Consider the following 17,495-nt stretch of genomic DNA (forward strand, 5'->3'; position numbering starts at 1 on the left):
AAGGCGCCATGAAACTAAAGCGAAACATGGCGTCTTCCGCCCTGGGCCGGGGCGGTCTATCACGCTTTCCATGCGCATTGTCCCGGCCCTGCTTCTGCCCCTGATGCTGACCGTTGCCGCCTGTTCGAAGAGCAACGACGTCTATGAGGAATTGCCCAACAGCTCGCTGGCCGGCGCGCCGCGCGAAGATGTGCCTGAAAGCCGCATGGATGCGCCGGTCGCGCGGCCGGTGACGATCGGGGAGGATGGTCCCCGGATGGATGCATGCGGCGCGCTGGGGCAGGTCACGCGCAGCGGCCCGGCCGGACTTTCGCTGCGCGCGGCGCCGTTCAGCGACGCAAAGCCGCTAGCCCAACTGGCGGAAGGCCAGCGCGCCTATATCTGCACGCGCAGCATCGACCAGAAATGGCTGGGTGTGGTGGTGCCGCCTGCCCAGCCTGCGGATAACGCGACGGAGGCCGTCGATTGCGGCGTCGCCTCCCCCGTGGATCGCAAGCAAGCCTATGATGGCCCCTGCGTCAGCGGCTGGGTGGCGAGCGCCTATATGCGGCTGGTCGCGGGTTAAGGCAGTCGATCCGATAGCATCGGATCGACTGCCTTATGTTTTTGTTGTTGCGCATTCTCCGAGCCGTCAGCTGTTCCAGCTGACTTGAGAATGCTTAAATCCCGCCCAGAAAGTCCAGCTTGCCCACAGGGACGCCCGCCTGCCGCAGCAGCGCATAGGTGGTGGTCAGGTGGAAATAAAAATTGGGCAGGGAAAAGGTCAGCACATGGCTGCGCCCGGTAAAGGGAATCTCGCCGCCCGGCACCTTCAGCACCACGCTGGCCTCCTCCCGTCCGTCGATCTTCTCGCGCGGCACGGCTTCCAGCAGGGCGATGGTCTTTGCGATGCGCGCCTGCAATTCGTCAAAGCTCTGCTCGGTATCCGGCATCGCCACCGGCTCCAGTTCGCCCAGCCGCGTCACCGTGCCCTTGGCCGTGTCGCAGGCGAACTGCACCTGCGCGGTCAGCGGTTTCATGTCCTCGATCAACTGCGCGCCGGTCAGAGCCAGCGCATCTAAGCCTTTTTCAGCCGCAAAGGCCGCGCCCTTGTCCAGCAGGACGGACAGGTTCCGCAGGCCACGGATGAAGACGGGTACGGTCAGGTCATAAAGCTCGGTCGCCACGCAGCGTTCCTTCTATTCGATGCCGGTAAAGACCAGCTTCTGCACGCGGCGGCCGGTATTCACCTCGGTCGCATAGATATTGCCGTCGCTGTCGGTATCAATGCTGTGCAGCCAGGTGAATTGCCCTGCCTGCCGCCCGACCCGGCCGATCGCGCCCAATATGGCGTGGGTCTTGCGCTCCAATATCCAGATGCGGCCGTTCATCATGTCGGCGACATACATGTAAGTCTGTTGCGGATCGGGCGAGAAGGCGATGTCGGTCACGGTGTGCGTGCCGCCCGTTTCCGGCGCGATCGCCAGGTCGCGCACGAAGGTCAGGCCGCCATTCCTTTCCCGTTTGAACAGCTGCGCCCGGTTGTTGTTGCGATCGCAGACATAGAGATAGCCGTCCTTGGTAGGCGCGACGCAATGGACGATGCTGCCGAAAATGCTGGCGGCCGGATTGGCGACCAGGCTGGGGTCGACGGCATGACTCTGGTCGAACGCGCCCTGCAACACCGGGCCGCTGGGCGGCTTGCCATAGGCGCCCCAGCGGCCCTTATAGCCGCCGGTCTGCGCGTCGAAGCCGATGACCCGGCGGTTCACATAGCCATCCGAAATCAGCACCATGCCGTCCGAATGGTTGACGTCGGACGGGTTGCCCAACTGGTCGGTCGCGTCATTGCCGCCGGTCTTGTCGCGCCGGCCGAAGCTGCGGATAAATTTCCCGTCCGGGCTATAGTTCAAGACGACATGATCGCCCTTGCCATTGCCGCCGAACCAGACGCTGCCGGCCTCGTCGACGAAGATGCCGTGCAGGCTGGCGGGCCACTGGTTGACGCCGTCGATGTTCGGCGCATTCTCCGCCCCGCCCCAGCCGTTGATATAGCGCCCGTCCTTGCCGAAGCGCACCACCGGCGGCGCGGGCTTGCAGCAGGCCGCGATCGGCGGAGTCTGGGTAAGGCCGGTGTCGGTGCCGGTCAGGCTATGGGGCCGATGCACGACCCAGACCGAATCGTCCGGTCCCACCGCCACGCCGCTTACCTGCCCCAGCAGCAGGTCGTCGGGCATGGCGGGCCAGGCGGCGTCCACCTTGAACCGGGGCATTTTCGTGCCCTCGGGCGCAATCTGTTCGAAGGTCAGCGGCGCGAGCGCGGGTTGTGGAACAGGTGCGGTTGCTGCGGTCAGAGGCAGCAGCAGGAAGGCGGCGAGGAAGGGGCGCATGAGGGAAGGCTCCTTGATCGGGGGGAAGGCCCGATCATGCCCGACTGCCCTGCCTCGTCAATGGACATGCGACGCATTTCCAACAGAAGGGACCGGGCCCGTCAGGGGGGCATCGCTGCTAGCCGCGCGCCGGTTGCCCGCCATCGACAATGCGGAAATAGGGCAGCGCATGGTGCACGATCCAGCCGATCGTCGCGGCATAGAGGATCGTGCCGACGCCCACGGTTCCACCCAGCGTCCAGCCGATCGCCAGCACGCCAATCTCTATGCCCGTGCGCACCCATTTGACCGGCCAGCCGGTGCGGCGGCACAGCCCCGTCATCAGCCCGTCGCGCGGACCCGGTCCCATGCCCGCGCCGATATAGGCGCCGCCGGCAATGCCGTTGAGGATGATCCCGGCCACCAGCCAAGTCGCGCGCATGGCATAACCGTCCGGCGTCGGCAGGATCATCAGCGACAGGTCCACCACGGTCCCGATCACCAATATGTTGGCCACCGTGCCGATCCCCGGCCGCTGCCGCAGCGGCCACCATAGCAGCAGCACGATCGCCCCGATCAGATTGACCGTCATGCCAAAGCTCAGCCCCATTTTGGGCGCCAGCCCCTGATGCAGCACATCCCACGGGTCCAGCCCCAGATTGGCGCGCAGCATCAGCGCCATGGCGAAACCATAAAGGGCAAGGCCCCAGATAAGCTGGAAAAGGCGGCGCTGGATCATCATGGGCAGGCTTATTCCTGCTAACTGGCCTTTTCCAAAAGGACCAGTCTGGCATAAATGGCCTGTATCGATGGCCAGATTGGAACGAGTCCCATGTCCACTTCGCTGCTGCGTCCCCCTTCCCTGCTCCGCCTGCTGGGCGCCTGGCGCGCGCAGGACAGCGCAGAGCCGGCCTATCGTCAGCTGGCGCAGGCGCTGCGGATGCTGGTGCTGGATGGCCGCGTGGGCCTCAACGTCCGCCTGCCCGGCGAGCGGGAACTGGCCGCCGCGCTGGGCCTGTCGCGCACCACGGTTGCCGCCGCTTTCGATCGGCTGCGCGATGACGGTTTCCTGGAAAGCCGGCAGGGATCGGGCAGCGTCACGCGCCTGCCCGCCGGCCATGTGGAAGCGCCGCAGGAGGAGCGCGACCTGACCAGCGGCGGCAATATCCTCAACTGGACTCATGCGGCGCTTCCCGCCGCGCCCGGCGTGGCGCGCGCCTATGCCCATGCGGTGGAAGCGCTGCCCGCCTATCTGGGGGATCTGGGCTATGATCCGTTGGGCCTGATGGTGTTGCGCCGGGCGATCGCCGCCCAGTATGAGCGGCGTGGTTGTCCCACCTCGCCCGACCAGATCATGGTGACGAACGGCGCGCAGCAGGGCTTTTCGCTGCTGCTCAAATGGCTCGCCGGGCCGGGCGACCGGGTGGTGATCGACCATCCCACCTATCATAACGCGATTCAGGCGTTGCAGCGTGCGCATGTCGTGCCGGTGCCGGTCGGCCTGCCGGCGCAGGGCTGGGATATTGACGCCATGGAGGCGGCGTTCCGCCAGACGTCGCCCCGCTTCGCCTATGTCATCGCCGATTTCCACAATCCCACGGGGCGCAGCATGGACCCGGCCACCCGCCGCGCGCTGGTGGCGGCGGCGACGCGCAGCCATACGCCGCTGATCGTCGACGAAACCATGGTGGCGATGGGGCTGGATTTCGCGCCCCCTCCCCCGGTGGCGATGCATGATCCGTCGGGCCGTCAGGTCATCACTCTGGGGTCGGCCAGCAAGATTTTCTGGGGTGGTTTGCGTGTCGGCTGGATTCGCGCCGACGCGCAGACGATCGCCGCGCTCGGCCGCCTGCGCACCACGATGGACATGGCCAGCCCCGTGGTCGAGCAGCTGGCCGTCGCCCAACTGGTCGACGCCGATGTCGGCCTGGGCGAGCGGGCGGCGATGCTGCGCGGGCGGCGCGACCATCTGCTGGGCCTGATCGAGCGCCGCCTGCCCCATTGGCGGGTGGAGGCGCCGGCAGGCGGCTTGTCGCTCTGGGCGGAACTGCCCCGCGCCGAGGCGACCGCGCTCGCCGCCCTGGCCGAAAGTATGGGGGTGCGCGTCGCGGCCGGTCCGCGCTTTGGCGTAGGCGGCGCGTTCGAACGCTTTTTGCGCCTGCCCTTTACGCTGGACGAAGCGCAGCTGGAGGCCGGAGTCGAGCGTCTGGTGGAGGCCGACGCCCGCCTCCATGCGCGCATGCCCAAGGGACGCGATTCGCTGGCGCTGGCGCTGGATGCGGATCGGTTGATTTGAGTCGTCTGGCATAATGCGCGGAAGGGCGCATTATGCGGCGGCACCGGCCTGCTCCCCCACCCGGCCACCCATATGATACTGCCGTTGGGTGGTCGGGTGGGGGAGCGGGCCGGTGCCGCACTTCATAAAAAAAGCCGCGTGGAGCGATCCACGCGGCTTTTTTTTAAATCATCGGCAATCCGGCCTTACGCCGTCTTGCTGTCCTTGTAACGGTCGATCGCTTCCAAGGTGATGCGCTTGGCGTCTTCCGCCCCGCCCCAGGTGCCGATCCGCACCCACTTGGTCTTTTCCAGATCCTTATAGTGGGTGAAGAAATGTTCGATCTGCTCCATCACGATGCCGGGCAGATCGTCCTTCTCATCCACATTGCTGTAGTAAGGGAAGGTTTTGTCGTCGGGCACGCAGACCAGCTTTTCGTCGCCGCCGGCTTCATCTTCCAGATTGAGCACGGCGATCGGGCGCGCGCGCACGACCGATCCGGGGACGAAGGGCGAGCGGGCGATGACCAGCGCGTCCAGCGGATCGCCATCGGGCGACAGCGTGTGCGGCACAAAGCCGTAATTGGCGGGATAGCGCATCGGCGTGTGCAGGATGCGGTCCACGAACAGCGCGCCCGACGCCTTGTCGAACTCATATTTCACGGGTTCGCCGCCAACGGGAACCTCGATGATCACGTTCAGGCTGTTGGGCGGATCGTCGCCGACGGGGATCAATTCGATATTCATGGAGTTGCCCTTATTTGCAGGTTGCGTTGCGGGTGTTTCATGTTCTCGGCTTGAGCAGCTTGTCGAGGCTGCCGTCACCCTCTCCTGTCTTTTCGAGGCGCGGATAGCGCAGCCCGCCCGAATAATCGAGTGTCAAAGTACGATAATATTTGTCCTGCTTTAGGATGATCTGGAACGGCGTCTTGGCCTTGATCGCGGCTTTCCAGACGTCGCCGGAAAATTCGTCGCCATTGACTGCCAATATCTTCGCGCCGGTAACAAGTCCCGCCTTGAACGCCGCGCTGTCCCAGATGACGCTGCTGACTTCGCCGTCATTCTTGACGATCGCGCCCAGCCCGAAACTCTGGTCGACCATCTTGGCCGATCCTTCGGCCGCCTTGGTGATGGCGCCCGGCTCTTCGCCATAGACCAGCTTGTACCCGCCCAGGATGAAGCCGCCCTTGGGCGTTTCCTTGGTCGTGCTGTCGACATATTTCTGGAAGAAGCCGGCCCAGTCATAGGGGGCGATGTCGTTGAGCGTCTTGATCACGTCGCCGCGATTATAGACCACCTGTCCCCAGTCGCCTGGATTGATGCCGAAAAATGCCTTGGCGAAATCGTCGAGGCCCTTCTTGCCGCGCGTCGCCTTGGCGATGATCGCGTCGGCCTCCAGCCAGATCATCAGCCCTTCATTATAATAATCTTCCGACCGCTGCCAGCTGGTCCAGCCCTTGGGTCGGCGGGCGGAGATGATCGGATCATGGGTGGTGTCCTCCATCGGGCGCCACTGGCGGCCGACCGCCGTGTCCAGCCGGGCCGCGATCTGGGCATAGGCGTCCAGCGTCTCCTGCTTGGAGAACATGCCCGACCGCGCACCCAGCACATAGCCCCAGAATTGCGTCTGCCCTTCATAGACCCACAGCAGATTGTCCTGCATCGGCACGTTGAAATCGGGCGTCCACAAAAGGTCGGGGCGGCGGAACTTGCCATCCCAGCTATGGGTGAATTCATGCGGCAACAGGTTGCGGTCCAGCAGCGCCTCGCCCGAATCCCATTTCTTGAAATAGCCCGGCTCGACCTGATTTTCGGAACTGCGATGATGCTCCAGGCCGATGCCGCCCATTTCGTCGGTAATCGCCAGCAGGAAATCATAATGGTTGAAATGATAGGCGCCGAACAGCGCGCCGGCCTCGGCCACCAGCTTCTTGTGCTTGGCCATCTGTTCCGGCTTGAAATCCAGCTCGTCGGCGTCGTCGGCAACGATATTCAGCGTCACGTTGCTGCCCAAATCGACGGGTTTGAAATAGCGCCCGGCAAAGACCGGCGAATCCTGCAAGGCTTCATAATCGATCGTCTCATAGGCGACGCTGTCGCCCGACTTCGTGCCGCGCAGCGCGGTCGCCGCCTGCCAGCCGGCGGGATAGGTGACGGTCGGCTGGATCGGGATCTGGCGGGTATAATAGCCCGCCGGATAGAGCGACACGCTTTCCCATTGAATGTTCAGCATCTTGGGCGTCACGACGACGCGGCCCTGATTGGGCTGGGTGGCGGACAGGAACTGGAACTGCGCCACCACCTCGGTCGCGCCCTGCGGCACGTCGATCTGGAAGGCATAGACGTTCAGCGGATCGCGCTTCCATGTGACCGGCTGCCCGTTGGCGGTGAAGGTCAGGCCGGTCAGCTTCTCGATCTGCCCACGCGGCGCATGATTGCCCGGCAGCCAGGCCGGCATCAGCAGCGTCATGGGGCCGGCGGCGGCGACCGGGATCGTCTCCTTCACGCGGAAGATGCGCTGCGTCGTGTCGGTCGCGTCGACTTCCAGGCGGATGGTCCCGCCGGGATAGGCTATGTCCTTTGGTGCAGGTGCGGCATTGTCGACGGGCAGCGCAGTCGGCTTGGAACGGATGACGTCCTGCGCGAAAAGCGGGCTGGCGATGGCCGTGGAAAGGCAAAGCGCGGCAGCAAGGCTGCGGATCATGAAGGTCTCCAGAAATTTTGCGGGGCGGAACGGCCCGGATGGCGCAAGCATGGCGGCTTGGATCGCCTGCGTCCACCCCCCTGAACCCAGCCTTAAAAAGCGCGTTTCCATGGGGATGAATTAGCGTTAAAGGCGCTGCCCCATGGCAAAGATCGAAACGCCGCGCCCCGTGCGCGGCACGCAGGATATGTTGGGCGGCACGGCGGATGCGTTTCAGGAACGCTTCGCCCATGTGGTCGCGACCTTCGACCGGGTGCGCAAGCTGTATGGATTCCAGCGGGTCGAAGTGCCGGTGTTCGAATCCACCGCCGTCTTTGCCCGATCGCTGGGCGAAAGCACCGATGTCGTGTCCAAGGAAATGTACACGTTCACGGATCGCGGCGGCGACAGCATTACCCTGCGTCCCGAATTTACCGCTGGCATCAGCCGCGCCTACATCACCGAAGGCTGGCAGCAATATGCGCCGCTCAAAGTGGCGACGCACGGCCCGCTGTTCCGCTACGAACGCCCGCAAAAGGGCCGTTTCCGCCAGTTCCACCAGCTCGACGCCGAAATCCTCGGCGCAGGCGAGCCGGGCGCAGACGTCGAACTGCTGGTGCTGGCCGATCAGTTGCTCAAGGAACTGGGCGTGTCGGATGGCGTGACGCTCAATCTCAACACGCTGGGCGACGGGCCGAGCCGCGACGCCTGGCGTGCGGCGCTGATCGCCCATTTCGAAGCGCACAGGGATCAACTGTCGGAAGAAAGCCTCGACCGGCTGAACCGCAACCCGCTGCGCATCCTCGACAGCAAGGATCCGCGCGACCGTCCGGTCGCCGACAGCGCGCCGGACATCGACGCTTATTTGACCGACGAAGCGCGCAGCTTCTTCGAAAAGGTGACGAGCGGCCTGGATGCCGCCGGCGTGGCGTGGGAACGCAATGCCCGGCTGGTGCGCGGCCTCGATTATTATCGCCACACCGCGTTCGAATTTATCACCGATCGGCTGGGCGCGCAGGGCACCGTGTTGGGCGGCGGCCGCTATGATGGGCTGATCGAAAATCTGGGTGGTCCCTCGACCCCGGCGGTCGGCTGGGCGGCGGGGATCGAGCGGCTGGCGATGCTGATTGACCAGCCCGTCATCGACAAGCCGGCCGTCGTGCTCATTCCCATGGGCGAAGCGGCCGAAACCAAGGCGACCGGCATGATCGCCGACCTGCGTCGTGCCGGTGTGGCCTGCGACATGGGCTATCGCGGTAATATGAAGAAGCGGATGCAGCGCGCCAATGCGTCGGGCGCCGCCTGGGCGATCATCCTTGGCGATGATGAACTGGCGCGTGGCGAAGCGGCCGTGCGCAATCTGGGTACGGGTGAGCAGCAGGCGGTGGCGCTGGATTCGCTGATCGGTACGGTGACGGCGCTCTGATGCACATCTCCGCCGAACGCATCGCGCAGATCGAGGCGCGCCGGGACGAGGTGCAGGCGTCGATGACGCGCGCTGACCTTGCGGCCGATGCGTTCGTGAAACTGTCGAAGGAATATGCCGAGATCGAGCCGGTGGCCAATGCCGCGCGCGAATTGCGGCGGTTGCGGCAGGAACTGGCGGCGCTGGAAACCATGACCGGCGGTGAAGAGGCCGACCCCCTTATGCGCGAAATGGCGCAGGAGGAGATGCAGGTGTTGAAAAGCCAGTTGCCCGCCGCCGAGCGCGCGCTGGCGCTGCAATTGCTGCCCCGCGACGCGGCCGATGCCCGCCCGGCGATGCTGGAAATCCGCGCCGGCACCGGCGGCGACGAAGCCGCCTTGTTCGCCGGCGACCTGTTCCGCATGTATCAGCGCTATGCCGACACGCAGGGCTGGAAGCTGGAACTGATGTCCGCCAACGCTTCGGAAGTCGGCGGCTTCAAGGAAGTGGTGGCCAGCGTCAACGGCGCGGGCGTCTTTGCCAAGCTGAAGTTCGAAAGCGGCGTCCACCGCGTCCAGCGCGTGCCCGCGACCGAAAGCGGCGGGCGCATCCACACATCGGCCGCGACCGTGGCGATCCTGCCGGAGCCGGAGGAAGTCGACGTCCAGATCGCCGATAGCGATCTCAAGATCGACATTTATCGCGCGTCGGGCGCTGGCGGCCAGCATGTGAACACCACCGACTCCGCCGTGCGCATCACCCATCTTCCGACCGGCATCGTCGTCACCCAGCAGGACGAACGTTCGCAGCACAAGAATAAGGCGAAGGCGATGCAGGTGCTGCGCGCCCGCATTTACGAAGCCGAACGCGAACGCGCGCACAGCGAACAGGCCGGCGCGCGCAAGGCGATGGTGGGGTCGGGCGATCGGTCCGAACGCATCCGCACCTATAATTTCCCGCAGGGGCGCGTCACCGATCACCGCATCAACCTGACGTTGCACCGCCTGCCCGAAATATTGGAAGGCCCCGGCCTGTCCGAAGTGATCGACGCCCTGATCGCCGAGGATGAAGCGGCCCGGCTGGCGCAGCTGGACGGGGTTAATTGAATCTCCCTGATACGCTGCGCGCCGCAACCGTCGCCCTCGCTGTCTCCAGCGATACCGCGCGGCTCGACGCCGAATTGCTGATGGCCCATGCGCTGGGCCTGTCGCGCGGCGACATGCTGCTGCGTCAGCGCGACCTGCGCGTGCCCGAAATCTTCCCCGCCCTGCTCGACCGCCGCCTGTCGGGGGAGCCGATCGCCCATATCACCGGCACGCGTGATTTCTGGACCATCAGCCTGCGGGTTACGCCCGACACGCTGATCCCCCGCCCCGACAGCGAAACGCTGATCGAGGCGGCGGTCGATCATTTCCGCGACCATGCGCCCGCCTCGATACTGGATCTAGGCACCGGCTCCGGCGCGCTGCTGCTGGCGGCGCTGAGCGAATGGCCGCAGGCGCGCGGGCTGGGCGTGGATGCCTCTCCTACCGCGCTGGCCGTCGCACAGGATAATGCGGTTCAGCTTGGCCTTGCCGATCGGGCGGCGTTCCGCCCTGGCGACTGGGCCGATGGCGTCGATGGCCCCTTTGACCTGCTGCTGATCAATCCGCCCTATATCGGCACGGATGAACCGCTGTCGGGCGATGTGCTGCGCGATCCGGCCAGCGCCCTGTTTGCGGGCATTGACGGTCTGGACGATTATCGCCGCATCGCGCCCGATCTGCCGCGCCTGATCGCACCGGGCGGCATGGCCGCGATCGAGATCGGCTATCGGCAGGCGGACAGTGTCGGCGCTTTGCTGGCCGAACAGGGGCTGGCCTTCGTCGTCCGGCGCGATCTGGCGGGCCTCAATCGCTGTCTGGTGGCGACCCATCCGTCCTGAACAACGCTCGATTTACCACCGGACAAGCGAAAATTGCTTGGTTTCTCGCGTGAAAGCCTCTACATCAAGTGCCAGGGACGGCTTCCTTTCATGACATGGTCATGCAGGCCATTGATAGATAAGGCCGTTTTCCCTGCTCCGAAAAGTCATGACGGCGCTCGCTGCGCAGGCGCCGCTGGCAGCTGGGGTAATGGTCCCGGGCAAGGACCATGCCTGGCGGAGCCGTATCCGATCCGATTGACGGATCGTCTGGGGATGGCGACTGAACAGTGTTTTCAGTGAATTTTGGCATAGCGAACGCAAGGATCATGTCTTGATCAACAACCGGCAGGCCGGCCGCCGCAATCGCGGCCGGAACAATAACAATGGTCGCCCCAACGGCAATAATCGGGGTGGTGGTGACAATGGCAACCGCATCGACAACCGCTCGCGCGGCAACGCGGCCCAGCTTCTTGAGAAATACAAGAATATGGCCCGCGACGCGCAGATGGCGGGCGACCGGGTGAATGCCGAATATTATCTCCAGTTTGCCGACCATTATTTCCGCGTGCTGGCCGACAATCGCGCCCGTCAGGAGGAGCAGCAGCAGCGCTTCCGTCCGCGTGACGAGAGTTTCGACGAGGATGGCGACGATTTCGACACCGGCTTTGACGGTGGCGATGATTTCCGCAGCGAACAGCCCGTTTATGATCGCGCGCCGCGCGATCAGGAGCGCCGGTCGGAAGACGGACGCGACAATCGGGACTCGCGCGGCGAAGGTCGCGGCGACCGGGAAGCCCGGGGTGATCGGGAAGGCCGCGATAATCGCGACGGCAATCGCAACAACCGTCGCGATCGTCCCAGTCGCGATCGTCCTGGTCGCGATCGCTTCGCCGCGCAGGAAATGGGCGTAGAGGGGCCGTCGGGCACCCCCGCCGACGCACCTGCGCCCGCCGCCGCGCAGCAGCCTGAACTTCAGCCGGCGGCGCAGGCCGCGCACGAAGCGGAGGCCGAAGCGCCCCGTCCGCGTCGTGGCCGCCCGCGCAAGGCTGCCTCGGCCGAAGCCGGCGAAGCCTTTGACGCAGCGGTGCTGCCGCCCTCGATCGCGCGCGCCGATAATGACGCCGAAGCGGTGGCCGAGGAAGCGCCCAAGAAGCGCACCCGTCGCCCCCGCGCTTCAGCGGCGACCGAAGCGGCCGAATAAGCCCTTCGGACGGCAGAGACAGGAAAAAAGGGACGGTGCCCGGCGCATCGTCCCTTTTTTCATGCCTGCTTTCCAAGCCCGTCGCGATCCGGCACAAGGTCTTCACATTGCTGGAGAGATGCTGATGAAAGCCGCCCGCCTGCTGCCGCTGCTGCTGACCGCCCTGCCCGTTTCCATTCAGGCGCAGAGCCAGGGCGCGGCCGATCCGACCGGGGCAACGGCGCAGGGCGATGTCGCTGTCACCATCTACAATAACGGCCAGTCGCTGGTGCAGGATGATCGGCAATTGCCGGTGAATGCGGGGCGCAACCGCATCGAATTTCCCGATGTGTCGGCGCGCATCCGGCCCGAAACGGTCAACCTGTCCGGGCCGGGCCTGTCGATCATCGAACAGAATTTCGACTATGATCTTCTTTCCCCCGACAAGCTGATGGACAAGGCGGTGGGGCAGGAGGTCACGCTGGTCCGCACCAACCCCGCAACCGGCGCGGAAACGCGCGAGCGGGCGAAGATTCTGGCGGCCAATGGCGGCATCGTCCTCCAGATTGGCGCACGGATTGAGGTATTGCGCGATGATGGTCTGCCGGTCCGGGTGATTTTTGATCGCGTGCCGCCCAATCTGCGCGCCCGCCCGACGCTGTCTGTTACGGTGGAAGCGGCCCGCGCCGGCACGGTGCCGGCGCGCCTGTCTTACCTGACTCCCAATCTGGGCTGGACGGCCGACTATGTCGCTTTGTTCGATGCGGCCAAAGGGGCGATGGACATGCAGGGCTGGGTCACGCTCACCAACAATACGGGCACCAGCTTCACCAATGCGAAGACGATCCTTGTCGCCGGCAATCCGGCCAATGGCGGTGGTCGCAATGGCGGCAGCTGGTGGCCGTCCTCCAACGGCGCGATCGATCAGGCCGGCACGCAAAGCGGCCCGCGAGAGCGACTGGGCGACTATTATCTCTATCCCCTGTCCCAGCGCACGACCATTGCCAACGCCCAGCAGAAACAGGTCAGCTTCCTCGATGTGAAGGGCGCGCCGGCGCGCGCCACCTATGAATATGTCAATGGCTGGCTGGGCAGTTCCGCTGAACCGCAAAGCGCATCGAGCGTGCTCAAATTCTCGACCAGCAAACAGGGCGGCCTTGGCGATCAACTGCCCGCCGGCACGATTCGCGTTTACATGCGCGATGCGCGCGGGGATCCGCAATTCATCGGCGAGAACAACATCGATCATACCCCCATGGGATCGTCGATGGCGCTGCGCACGGGTGACGCCTTCGACGTGAAGGTCCGCCCGACCGTGGAGCAGCGGACGAAGAAGGGCGGTTCGCGCTGGGAAACGAAGATGCGCTATACGCTCACCAATGCGCGGGCCGAAGCGGTCACGATCGATCTGGCGCAGCAGGGGTTGTGGGGCGACACGCGCATCACCGCGCAAAGCCTTGGCGGTCAGCCGATCGAGGGCAAACGCGTTTCGGCCGACCGGATCGAATGGAGCGTGCCCGTGCCGGCCAATGGATCGGTCGACCTTAGCGTCACATTCGATTCTCGCTATTGATCGGCCTCAGGCAGGTGGCGCGCATCCTTGCCCTGCTGCTTCTGCTGTGCGCCTGCCCCGCGCCGGCGCAGGCGGGCACCATCGTTTCGAGCAAAGCCGATTCGGTGTCCGTCACCGTCTATCGCCAGCCCGGTCGCGCGAAGGGCGCGATCAATCGCAACTGGCCCGGCGGCTATGCGCTGATCACCGAAACGCGCACGGTCGATCTGCCGCAGGGCGAAACCACTCTCCGCTTTGAAGGCGTTGCCGAAGGGCTGATGCCGGAAACGGCGATATTGTCGGGCATGCCCAATGGCGTGCGGGAAAAGAATCGCGACGCCCGGCTTCTGTCCCCCGCCGGACTGGTCGACGCCTATCTGAAGCGCAGCGTCACCCTGCGCCGTACCGATCGCAAGACGGGCAAGGTGACGGAACAGGATGCGATCATCAGCGCCGGGCCGACTGGCGGGGTGATCGTCCAGACCGCGCAGGGCTATGAAGCGCTGGGGTGCAGCGGCCTGCCCGAACGCATGCTGTACGGACAAGTCCCCGCCGATCTTTCGCCGCGGCCGACCCTGTCGGTGATCGCGACCAGCGATCGCCCTGCCCGCGCCACGTTGCAACTCACCTATCTGGCCGAGGGCTTCGACTGGTCCGCCAGCTATGTCGCGGACATGCGTGAGGACGGCAGGGCGCTCGACCTCATGGCCTGGCTGACGGTCGCGAATGGCGGCGTCACCAGTTTTCCCGATGCGCGCCTGTCCGTGATCGCCGGCCAGCCCAATAAAGGGCGGCGCGGCCCGCAACCGCGTCCGACCGGCGGGCCGCTGCACCTGCAATGCTGGCCGATGGACATCACCAGCACCCATCCCAGCTGGGCGTTGTTTCCAGTGGAGGAGCTGGCGCCCCCGCTGGCGGCGGCGCCGATGGAGGATGTCGTTGTTACGGCGCAACGCGTGAGCCGCAGGGAAAGGATGGAGGCGCTGCCGCCTCCACCACCCCCGCCGCCCCCGCCCCCTCCTCCGCCCGAAAATGTCGGCGACCTCAAACTCTATCGCGTCCCGGTCAGCGTCGATGTGGCGGCGCAGGGTCAGAAACAGGTTGCCCTGTTGCGGCAGGCGGATGTGAAGGTGGAGCGGCTCTATGCCGCATCCATCCACGGTCCGATATATCGGTCGCAGCCCATGACCCTGCGCCTGCGGCTCCGGAACCGAAAGGCGGATGGCCTTGGCCTGCCCATGCCGTCGGGCCGGGTGGCCGTGTTCGAACAGAGGGGGGACATGCGCCTATTGGCGGGGGAGGCCGATATTGGCGACAAGGCGGAAGGCGAACAGGTGGATTATGACATCGGGTCCAGCGCTGACGTTCGCATCGCCGCGCGCTTTCTGGCGCAATCGAAGAAGGAGCGGGCCTGGACCATCACGCTCAGCAACGCCCGGCCCTTCGCGATCACGGCCGAAGTGACCATCCCCCATGCCATCGAGCCGCGGCCTGCCGATATGGAGCGGCGCGGCGACAGCTGGATCTGGCGTGTCACCGTGCCGGCCAATGAATCGGTCGACTATGCCTATGCCGAAAAGGTGCAGCGATAGTGCCTGTTTGAAAATGCGCCTCTGGCGCATCCGCACCGGCTCGCTCCCTCACCCGACCACCCAGATCTGGCACCCTGATGGGTGGTCGGGTGGAGGAGCGGGCCGGCGCCGCAACAAAAATGCGCTCTTTCGCGCATTTTTCAGCCAGACTCCTAGAGCATTCTGAAGTCGGCTGGAACAGCAGACGGCTCGCAGAATGCGGAAAACAAAAGAAAATTAGAGCATCATCCGATTCAATCTAATCGGATGATGCTCTAAAGCTCGGGCAGCGGCCGGGGGCGGTGATTCGCATCCAGCGCTACGAACGTATAGACGCCGTTGGTCAGCGCCACTTCCTTGCATTCACGACCGCGCGTCGCCACCACTTCGATCCGAATCGCCATGGATGTACGCCCGCGCCGCTCTTCGCGGGCATAGACGGACACGATGTCGCCCAGCAGGATCGGGGTGATGAATTTCATGCTTTCGATCGCCACGGTCGCCACTGCGCCCTGGGCGATTCGATGCGCGATGATGCCGCCGGCAATATCCATCTGGCTCAGCACCCAGCCGCCGAAAATATGGCCATTTGCGTTGATATCGGTCAGTTGCGGCACCACCCGCAACACCACGTCGCCCCGTTCAGTCATCCAGCGGCACCTCGTCCTTCAATCGGTCCATCACCTGTTCGTCATGCCCGGTGCCGTGCGACAGGAAAGCCAACGCCATCAGCCCGGTCCCCAACATGAAAGTCAGCCATACGCCCAAAATGGTGGCGATCGCCATGTGGATTGGCAACATGCCGGTCCACCAGTAGAGAAAGGCCAGCGCCGCCGCGACGCACAGCATGCCGCCCAGCGCCATCCAGCCCATGATCCGGCGGAACCGACCCCAGGCGGTGGATGCGATCTGCGGATCGTCGAGCGCTTCCTTGCGTGTCATCCCTTTTCATTGGGCTGCGAAAGTGGGATCATCAAGCGTCCGACAAAAATGATTTGCGGCGACAAGGAGAGCAGCCATGAGCATCGCAGCGATTTTGCAGCGCAAGGGAAGCGACGTCATTCAGGTGAAACCCACGGACAGTCTGCTCTCCGTGGTCAAATTGCTGGCGGAACAGCGAATCGGCTGCGTGCCGGTGGTGGAGGATGGCCAGGTCGTCGGCATTTTTTCCGAACGCGATCTCGTTCAGCGCGTGTCTCTCGATGGCGCTGCCGCGTTCGACCACAGCGTTGGCGATGTGATGACCAGCCCGGCGATCACCATCGATCATCATACGCCCGTCATTCATGGCCTGTCGCTGATGACCAAGCGGCGCATCCGTCATCTGCCGGTGGTGGTCGATGGCGCGCTGGTTGGAATGATTTCAATCGGCGATCTCGTCAAATTCCGGATCGATACGATCGAATCGGAAGCGGCAGCGTTGCGCGATTATATCCAGACCGCCTGATTCGCGATTCGCCGCCGGTTCAGGCCGGCGCCTGCGTCGGCGGCCTGCGCCGAATCACCAGGGCGATCAGATCCTTGAGCGTTTCGCGCGCGCACAACAGCAGCGCGCCGAGAAAGGCGATGCCGCCCACGGGCACCAGCACGCCCAGCCGCACCGGCGCGGCCAGCGGCGGCAGCAGCCGGTCGACCATCATCACCACGCCCGCCATCAGCAGCGAGCAGCCCAGTCCCGGCGCGGCGGCGCGAATCAGATCGGCAACCCGCAACCCCATCGGTCCCCCGGCGAGTCGCGCGGTAATCGCGGTCAGCATCGGAAAGGCGATCAGCCAGGCCCAGGCCAGTCCGATCGCGCCAATCTGGATGCCGATCAGAAAAGCGGCCGGCATGAGGATCGCCCCGACCGCAGCGACGCGGGCCGTCGTTCCGGGCCGGCCCAGCGCATTGCTCACCGGCGCGAACATCACCTGCACGGTCATGAACGGCATGGCGAGCGCGAGAATCGCGACAAAGGGCGCCATTTCCAGCCATTTTGCGCCGAACAGCGTCTCCACCAGCGGTTCGGCCGTGACCGCCATGCCAAGATAGATGGGACAGGTCAGCAACAGCAGCAGCTTCACCGCCTTGCAAAAGGACCATGCGACCCTGCTCACATCCTTCTGCATCCGTGCATAGGCGGGAAAGGCGACGTCGTTGAGCGGCGGCACGAACTTGCTGACGAAAATCTGGGTCAGGAACAGGGCTTCGGCATAAAGGCCCAGTTGATGCGGATCGAGCGCGCGGCCACCGATGAAGATGTCGGCCTGACTCTGCACGATCCAGAAAAGCTGGCCGCCCAGCAGCGATGCGCCATAGGCGACCATCGCGCCGGTGCCACGGAAATCGAAGGTTGGGATCGGTTTGAACCCGGTGGCCAGCACATAGCCAGCGGCCTTGATCCAGAATCCGGCGATCGGCGCGAACACCAGTGTCCAGACGCCCCATCCCGATAGGGCGCCGGTCAGCGCGACGCCAGCCGATGCGGCGGCTGCGATCAGGTTGACGAGCGCAGGTCGTTTGAAATCGAGCGCCCGTCCCATGATCGCTTCGGGCACGGACAGGAAGGGCGTGGACAGATAGAGCAACGCCTGCAC

At 64.7% G+C, this 17,495-nt stretch carries 17 protein-coding genes (1 of these 17 running past the window's edge); 9 read left to right on the forward strand and 8 right to left on the reverse strand.

Annotated features, from left to right (window positions below):
• Nucleotides 1-70 precede the first annotated feature (70 nt).
• On the forward strand, nt 71-565 hold the full coding sequence (locus ACFOKF_RS01455) for a hypothetical protein (RefSeq protein ID WP_380792436.1): 495 nt from the start codon (nt 71-73) through the stop codon (nt 563-565).
• Nucleotides 566-659: 94 nt separating this feature from the next.
• On the opposite strand, the gene ACFOKF_RS01460 is transcribed toward ACFOKF_RS01455, so the two are convergent.
• From ACFOKF_RS01460 to yczE, 3 genes are all read right to left on the reverse strand, one after another.
• Nucleotides 660-1,166 (reverse strand): DUF1993 domain-containing protein, encoded by a 507-nt coding sequence (locus ACFOKF_RS01460; protein ID WP_380792439.1) that lies wholly within the window; start codon nt 1,164-1,166, stop codon nt 660-662.
• Between the two features lie 12 nt (nt 1,167-1,178).
• Nucleotides 1,179-2,369, reverse strand: coding sequence for a hypothetical protein (locus ACFOKF_RS01465; protein WP_380792442.1), 1,191 nt, complete (start codon nt 2,367-2,369; stop codon nt 1,179-1,181).
• Between the two features lie 118 nt (nt 2,370-2,487).
• Nucleotides 2,488-3,090: a membrane protein YczE gene (gene yczE / locus ACFOKF_RS01470; RefSeq protein WP_380792445.1), complete on the reverse strand. Its 603-nt coding sequence runs from the start codon at nt 3,088-3,090 to the stop codon at nt 2,488-2,490.
• Nucleotides 3,091-3,180: 90 nt separating this feature from the next.
• Here yczE and yczR point away from each other — a divergent pair, with 90 nt between their 5' ends.
• Complete coding sequence (gene yczR, locus ACFOKF_RS01475; RefSeq protein WP_380792448.1) at nt 3,181-4,644, forward strand: MocR-like transcription factor YczR; 1,464 nt, start codon at nt 3,181-3,183, stop codon at nt 4,642-4,644.
• Nucleotides 4,645-4,829: 185 nt separating this feature from the next.
• On the opposite strand, the gene ppa is transcribed toward yczR, so the two are convergent.
• Both ppa and ACFOKF_RS01485 read right to left on the reverse strand, forming a co-directional pair.
• Nucleotides 4,830-5,369 carry an inorganic diphosphatase gene (gene ppa, locus ACFOKF_RS01480; RefSeq protein WP_380792451.1) on the reverse strand — a complete coding sequence of 180 codons (540 nt, stop codon included), beginning with the start codon at nt 5,367-5,369 and terminating at the stop codon, nt 4,830-4,832.
• Between the two features lie 37 nt (nt 5,370-5,406).
• Entirely contained in the window at nt 5,407-7,326 is a 1,920-nt protein-coding gene (locus ACFOKF_RS01485) for a M61 family metallopeptidase (RefSeq protein WP_380792454.1), read from the reverse strand.
• A gap of 142 nt (nt 7,327-7,468) precedes the next feature.
• Here ACFOKF_RS01485 and hisS point away from each other — a divergent pair, with 142 nt between their 5' ends.
• The 6 genes from hisS to ACFOKF_RS01515 all read left to right on the forward strand — a co-directional run bounded on the left by hisS (nt 7,469) and on the right by ACFOKF_RS01515 (nt 14,940).
• Nucleotides 7,469-8,731, forward strand: a complete 1,263-nt coding sequence (gene hisS / locus ACFOKF_RS01490) for a histidine--tRNA ligase (RefSeq protein ID WP_380792457.1) — start codon at nt 7,469-7,471, stop codon at nt 8,729-8,731.
• Nucleotides 8,731-9,816 carry a peptide chain release factor 1 gene (gene prfA / locus ACFOKF_RS01495; protein WP_380792460.1) on the forward strand — a complete coding sequence of 362 codons (1,086 nt, stop codon included), beginning with the start codon at nt 8,731-8,733 and terminating at the stop codon, nt 9,814-9,816. Before hisS ends, prfA begins: the two co-directional genes overlap by 1 nt.
• A complete protein-coding gene (gene prmC / locus ACFOKF_RS01500; protein WP_380792463.1) occupies nt 9,813-10,634 on the forward strand; it encodes a peptide chain release factor N(5)-glutamine methyltransferase in 822 nt (273 codons plus the stop codon). Before prfA ends, prmC begins: the two co-directional genes overlap by 4 nt.
• A gap of 313 nt (nt 10,635-10,947) precedes the next feature.
• Nucleotides 10,948-11,817, forward strand: a complete 870-nt coding sequence (locus tag ACFOKF_RS01505; protein WP_380792466.1) for a DUF4167 domain-containing protein — start codon at nt 10,948-10,950, stop codon at nt 11,815-11,817.
• A gap of 124 nt (nt 11,818-11,941) precedes the next feature.
• Entirely contained in the window at nt 11,942-13,369 is a 1,428-nt protein-coding gene (locus ACFOKF_RS01510) for a DUF4139 domain-containing protein (RefSeq protein ID WP_380792469.1), read from the forward strand.
• Between the two features lie 14 nt (nt 13,370-13,383).
• Nucleotides 13,384-14,940, forward strand: coding sequence for a DUF4139 domain-containing protein (locus ACFOKF_RS01515; RefSeq protein WP_380797607.1), 1,557 nt, complete (start codon nt 13,384-13,386; stop codon nt 14,938-14,940).
• Nucleotides 14,941-15,194: 254 nt separating this feature from the next.
• Here the strand turns inward: ACFOKF_RS01515 and ACFOKF_RS01520 are convergent, their stop codons facing one another.
• Nucleotides 15,195-15,569, reverse strand: coding sequence for an acyl-CoA thioesterase (locus tag ACFOKF_RS01520; protein WP_380792472.1), 375 nt, complete (start codon nt 15,567-15,569; stop codon nt 15,195-15,197).
• Nucleotides 15,562-15,861 (reverse strand): hypothetical protein, encoded by a 300-nt coding sequence (locus ACFOKF_RS01525; RefSeq protein WP_380792475.1) that lies wholly within the window; start codon nt 15,859-15,861, stop codon nt 15,562-15,564. The genes ACFOKF_RS01520 and ACFOKF_RS01525 overlap by 8 nt, the downstream gene beginning before the upstream one ends.
• 76 nt (nt 15,862-15,937) lie before the next feature.
• Here ACFOKF_RS01525 and ACFOKF_RS01530 point away from each other — a divergent pair, with 76 nt between their 5' ends.
• The gene (locus tag ACFOKF_RS01530; RefSeq protein WP_380792478.1) at nt 15,938-16,366 is read left to right on the forward strand and encodes a CBS domain-containing protein; all 429 of its coding nucleotides are present in this window, start codon (nt 15,938-15,940) and stop codon (nt 16,364-16,366) included.
• A gap of 19 nt (nt 16,367-16,385) precedes the next feature.
• Here ACFOKF_RS01530 and ACFOKF_RS01535 read toward each other — a convergent pair whose 3' ends face one another.
• A protein-coding gene (locus tag ACFOKF_RS01535) for a lipopolysaccharide biosynthesis protein (RefSeq protein WP_380792481.1) crosses the window boundary here: on the reverse strand, nt 16,386-17,495 show its 3' portion. It continues 378 nt past the right edge of the window; only the last 1,110 of its 1,488 coding nucleotides appear in the window; the start codon falls outside the window, past its right edge — the gene reads right to left on this strand; it ends in the stop codon at nt 16,386-16,388.

Origin of the sequence: Sphingobium rhizovicinum (assembly GCF_042647625.1) — a bacterium.
GTDB lineage: Bacteria > Pseudomonadota > Alphaproteobacteria > Sphingomonadales > Sphingomonadaceae > Sphingobium > Sphingobium rhizovicinum.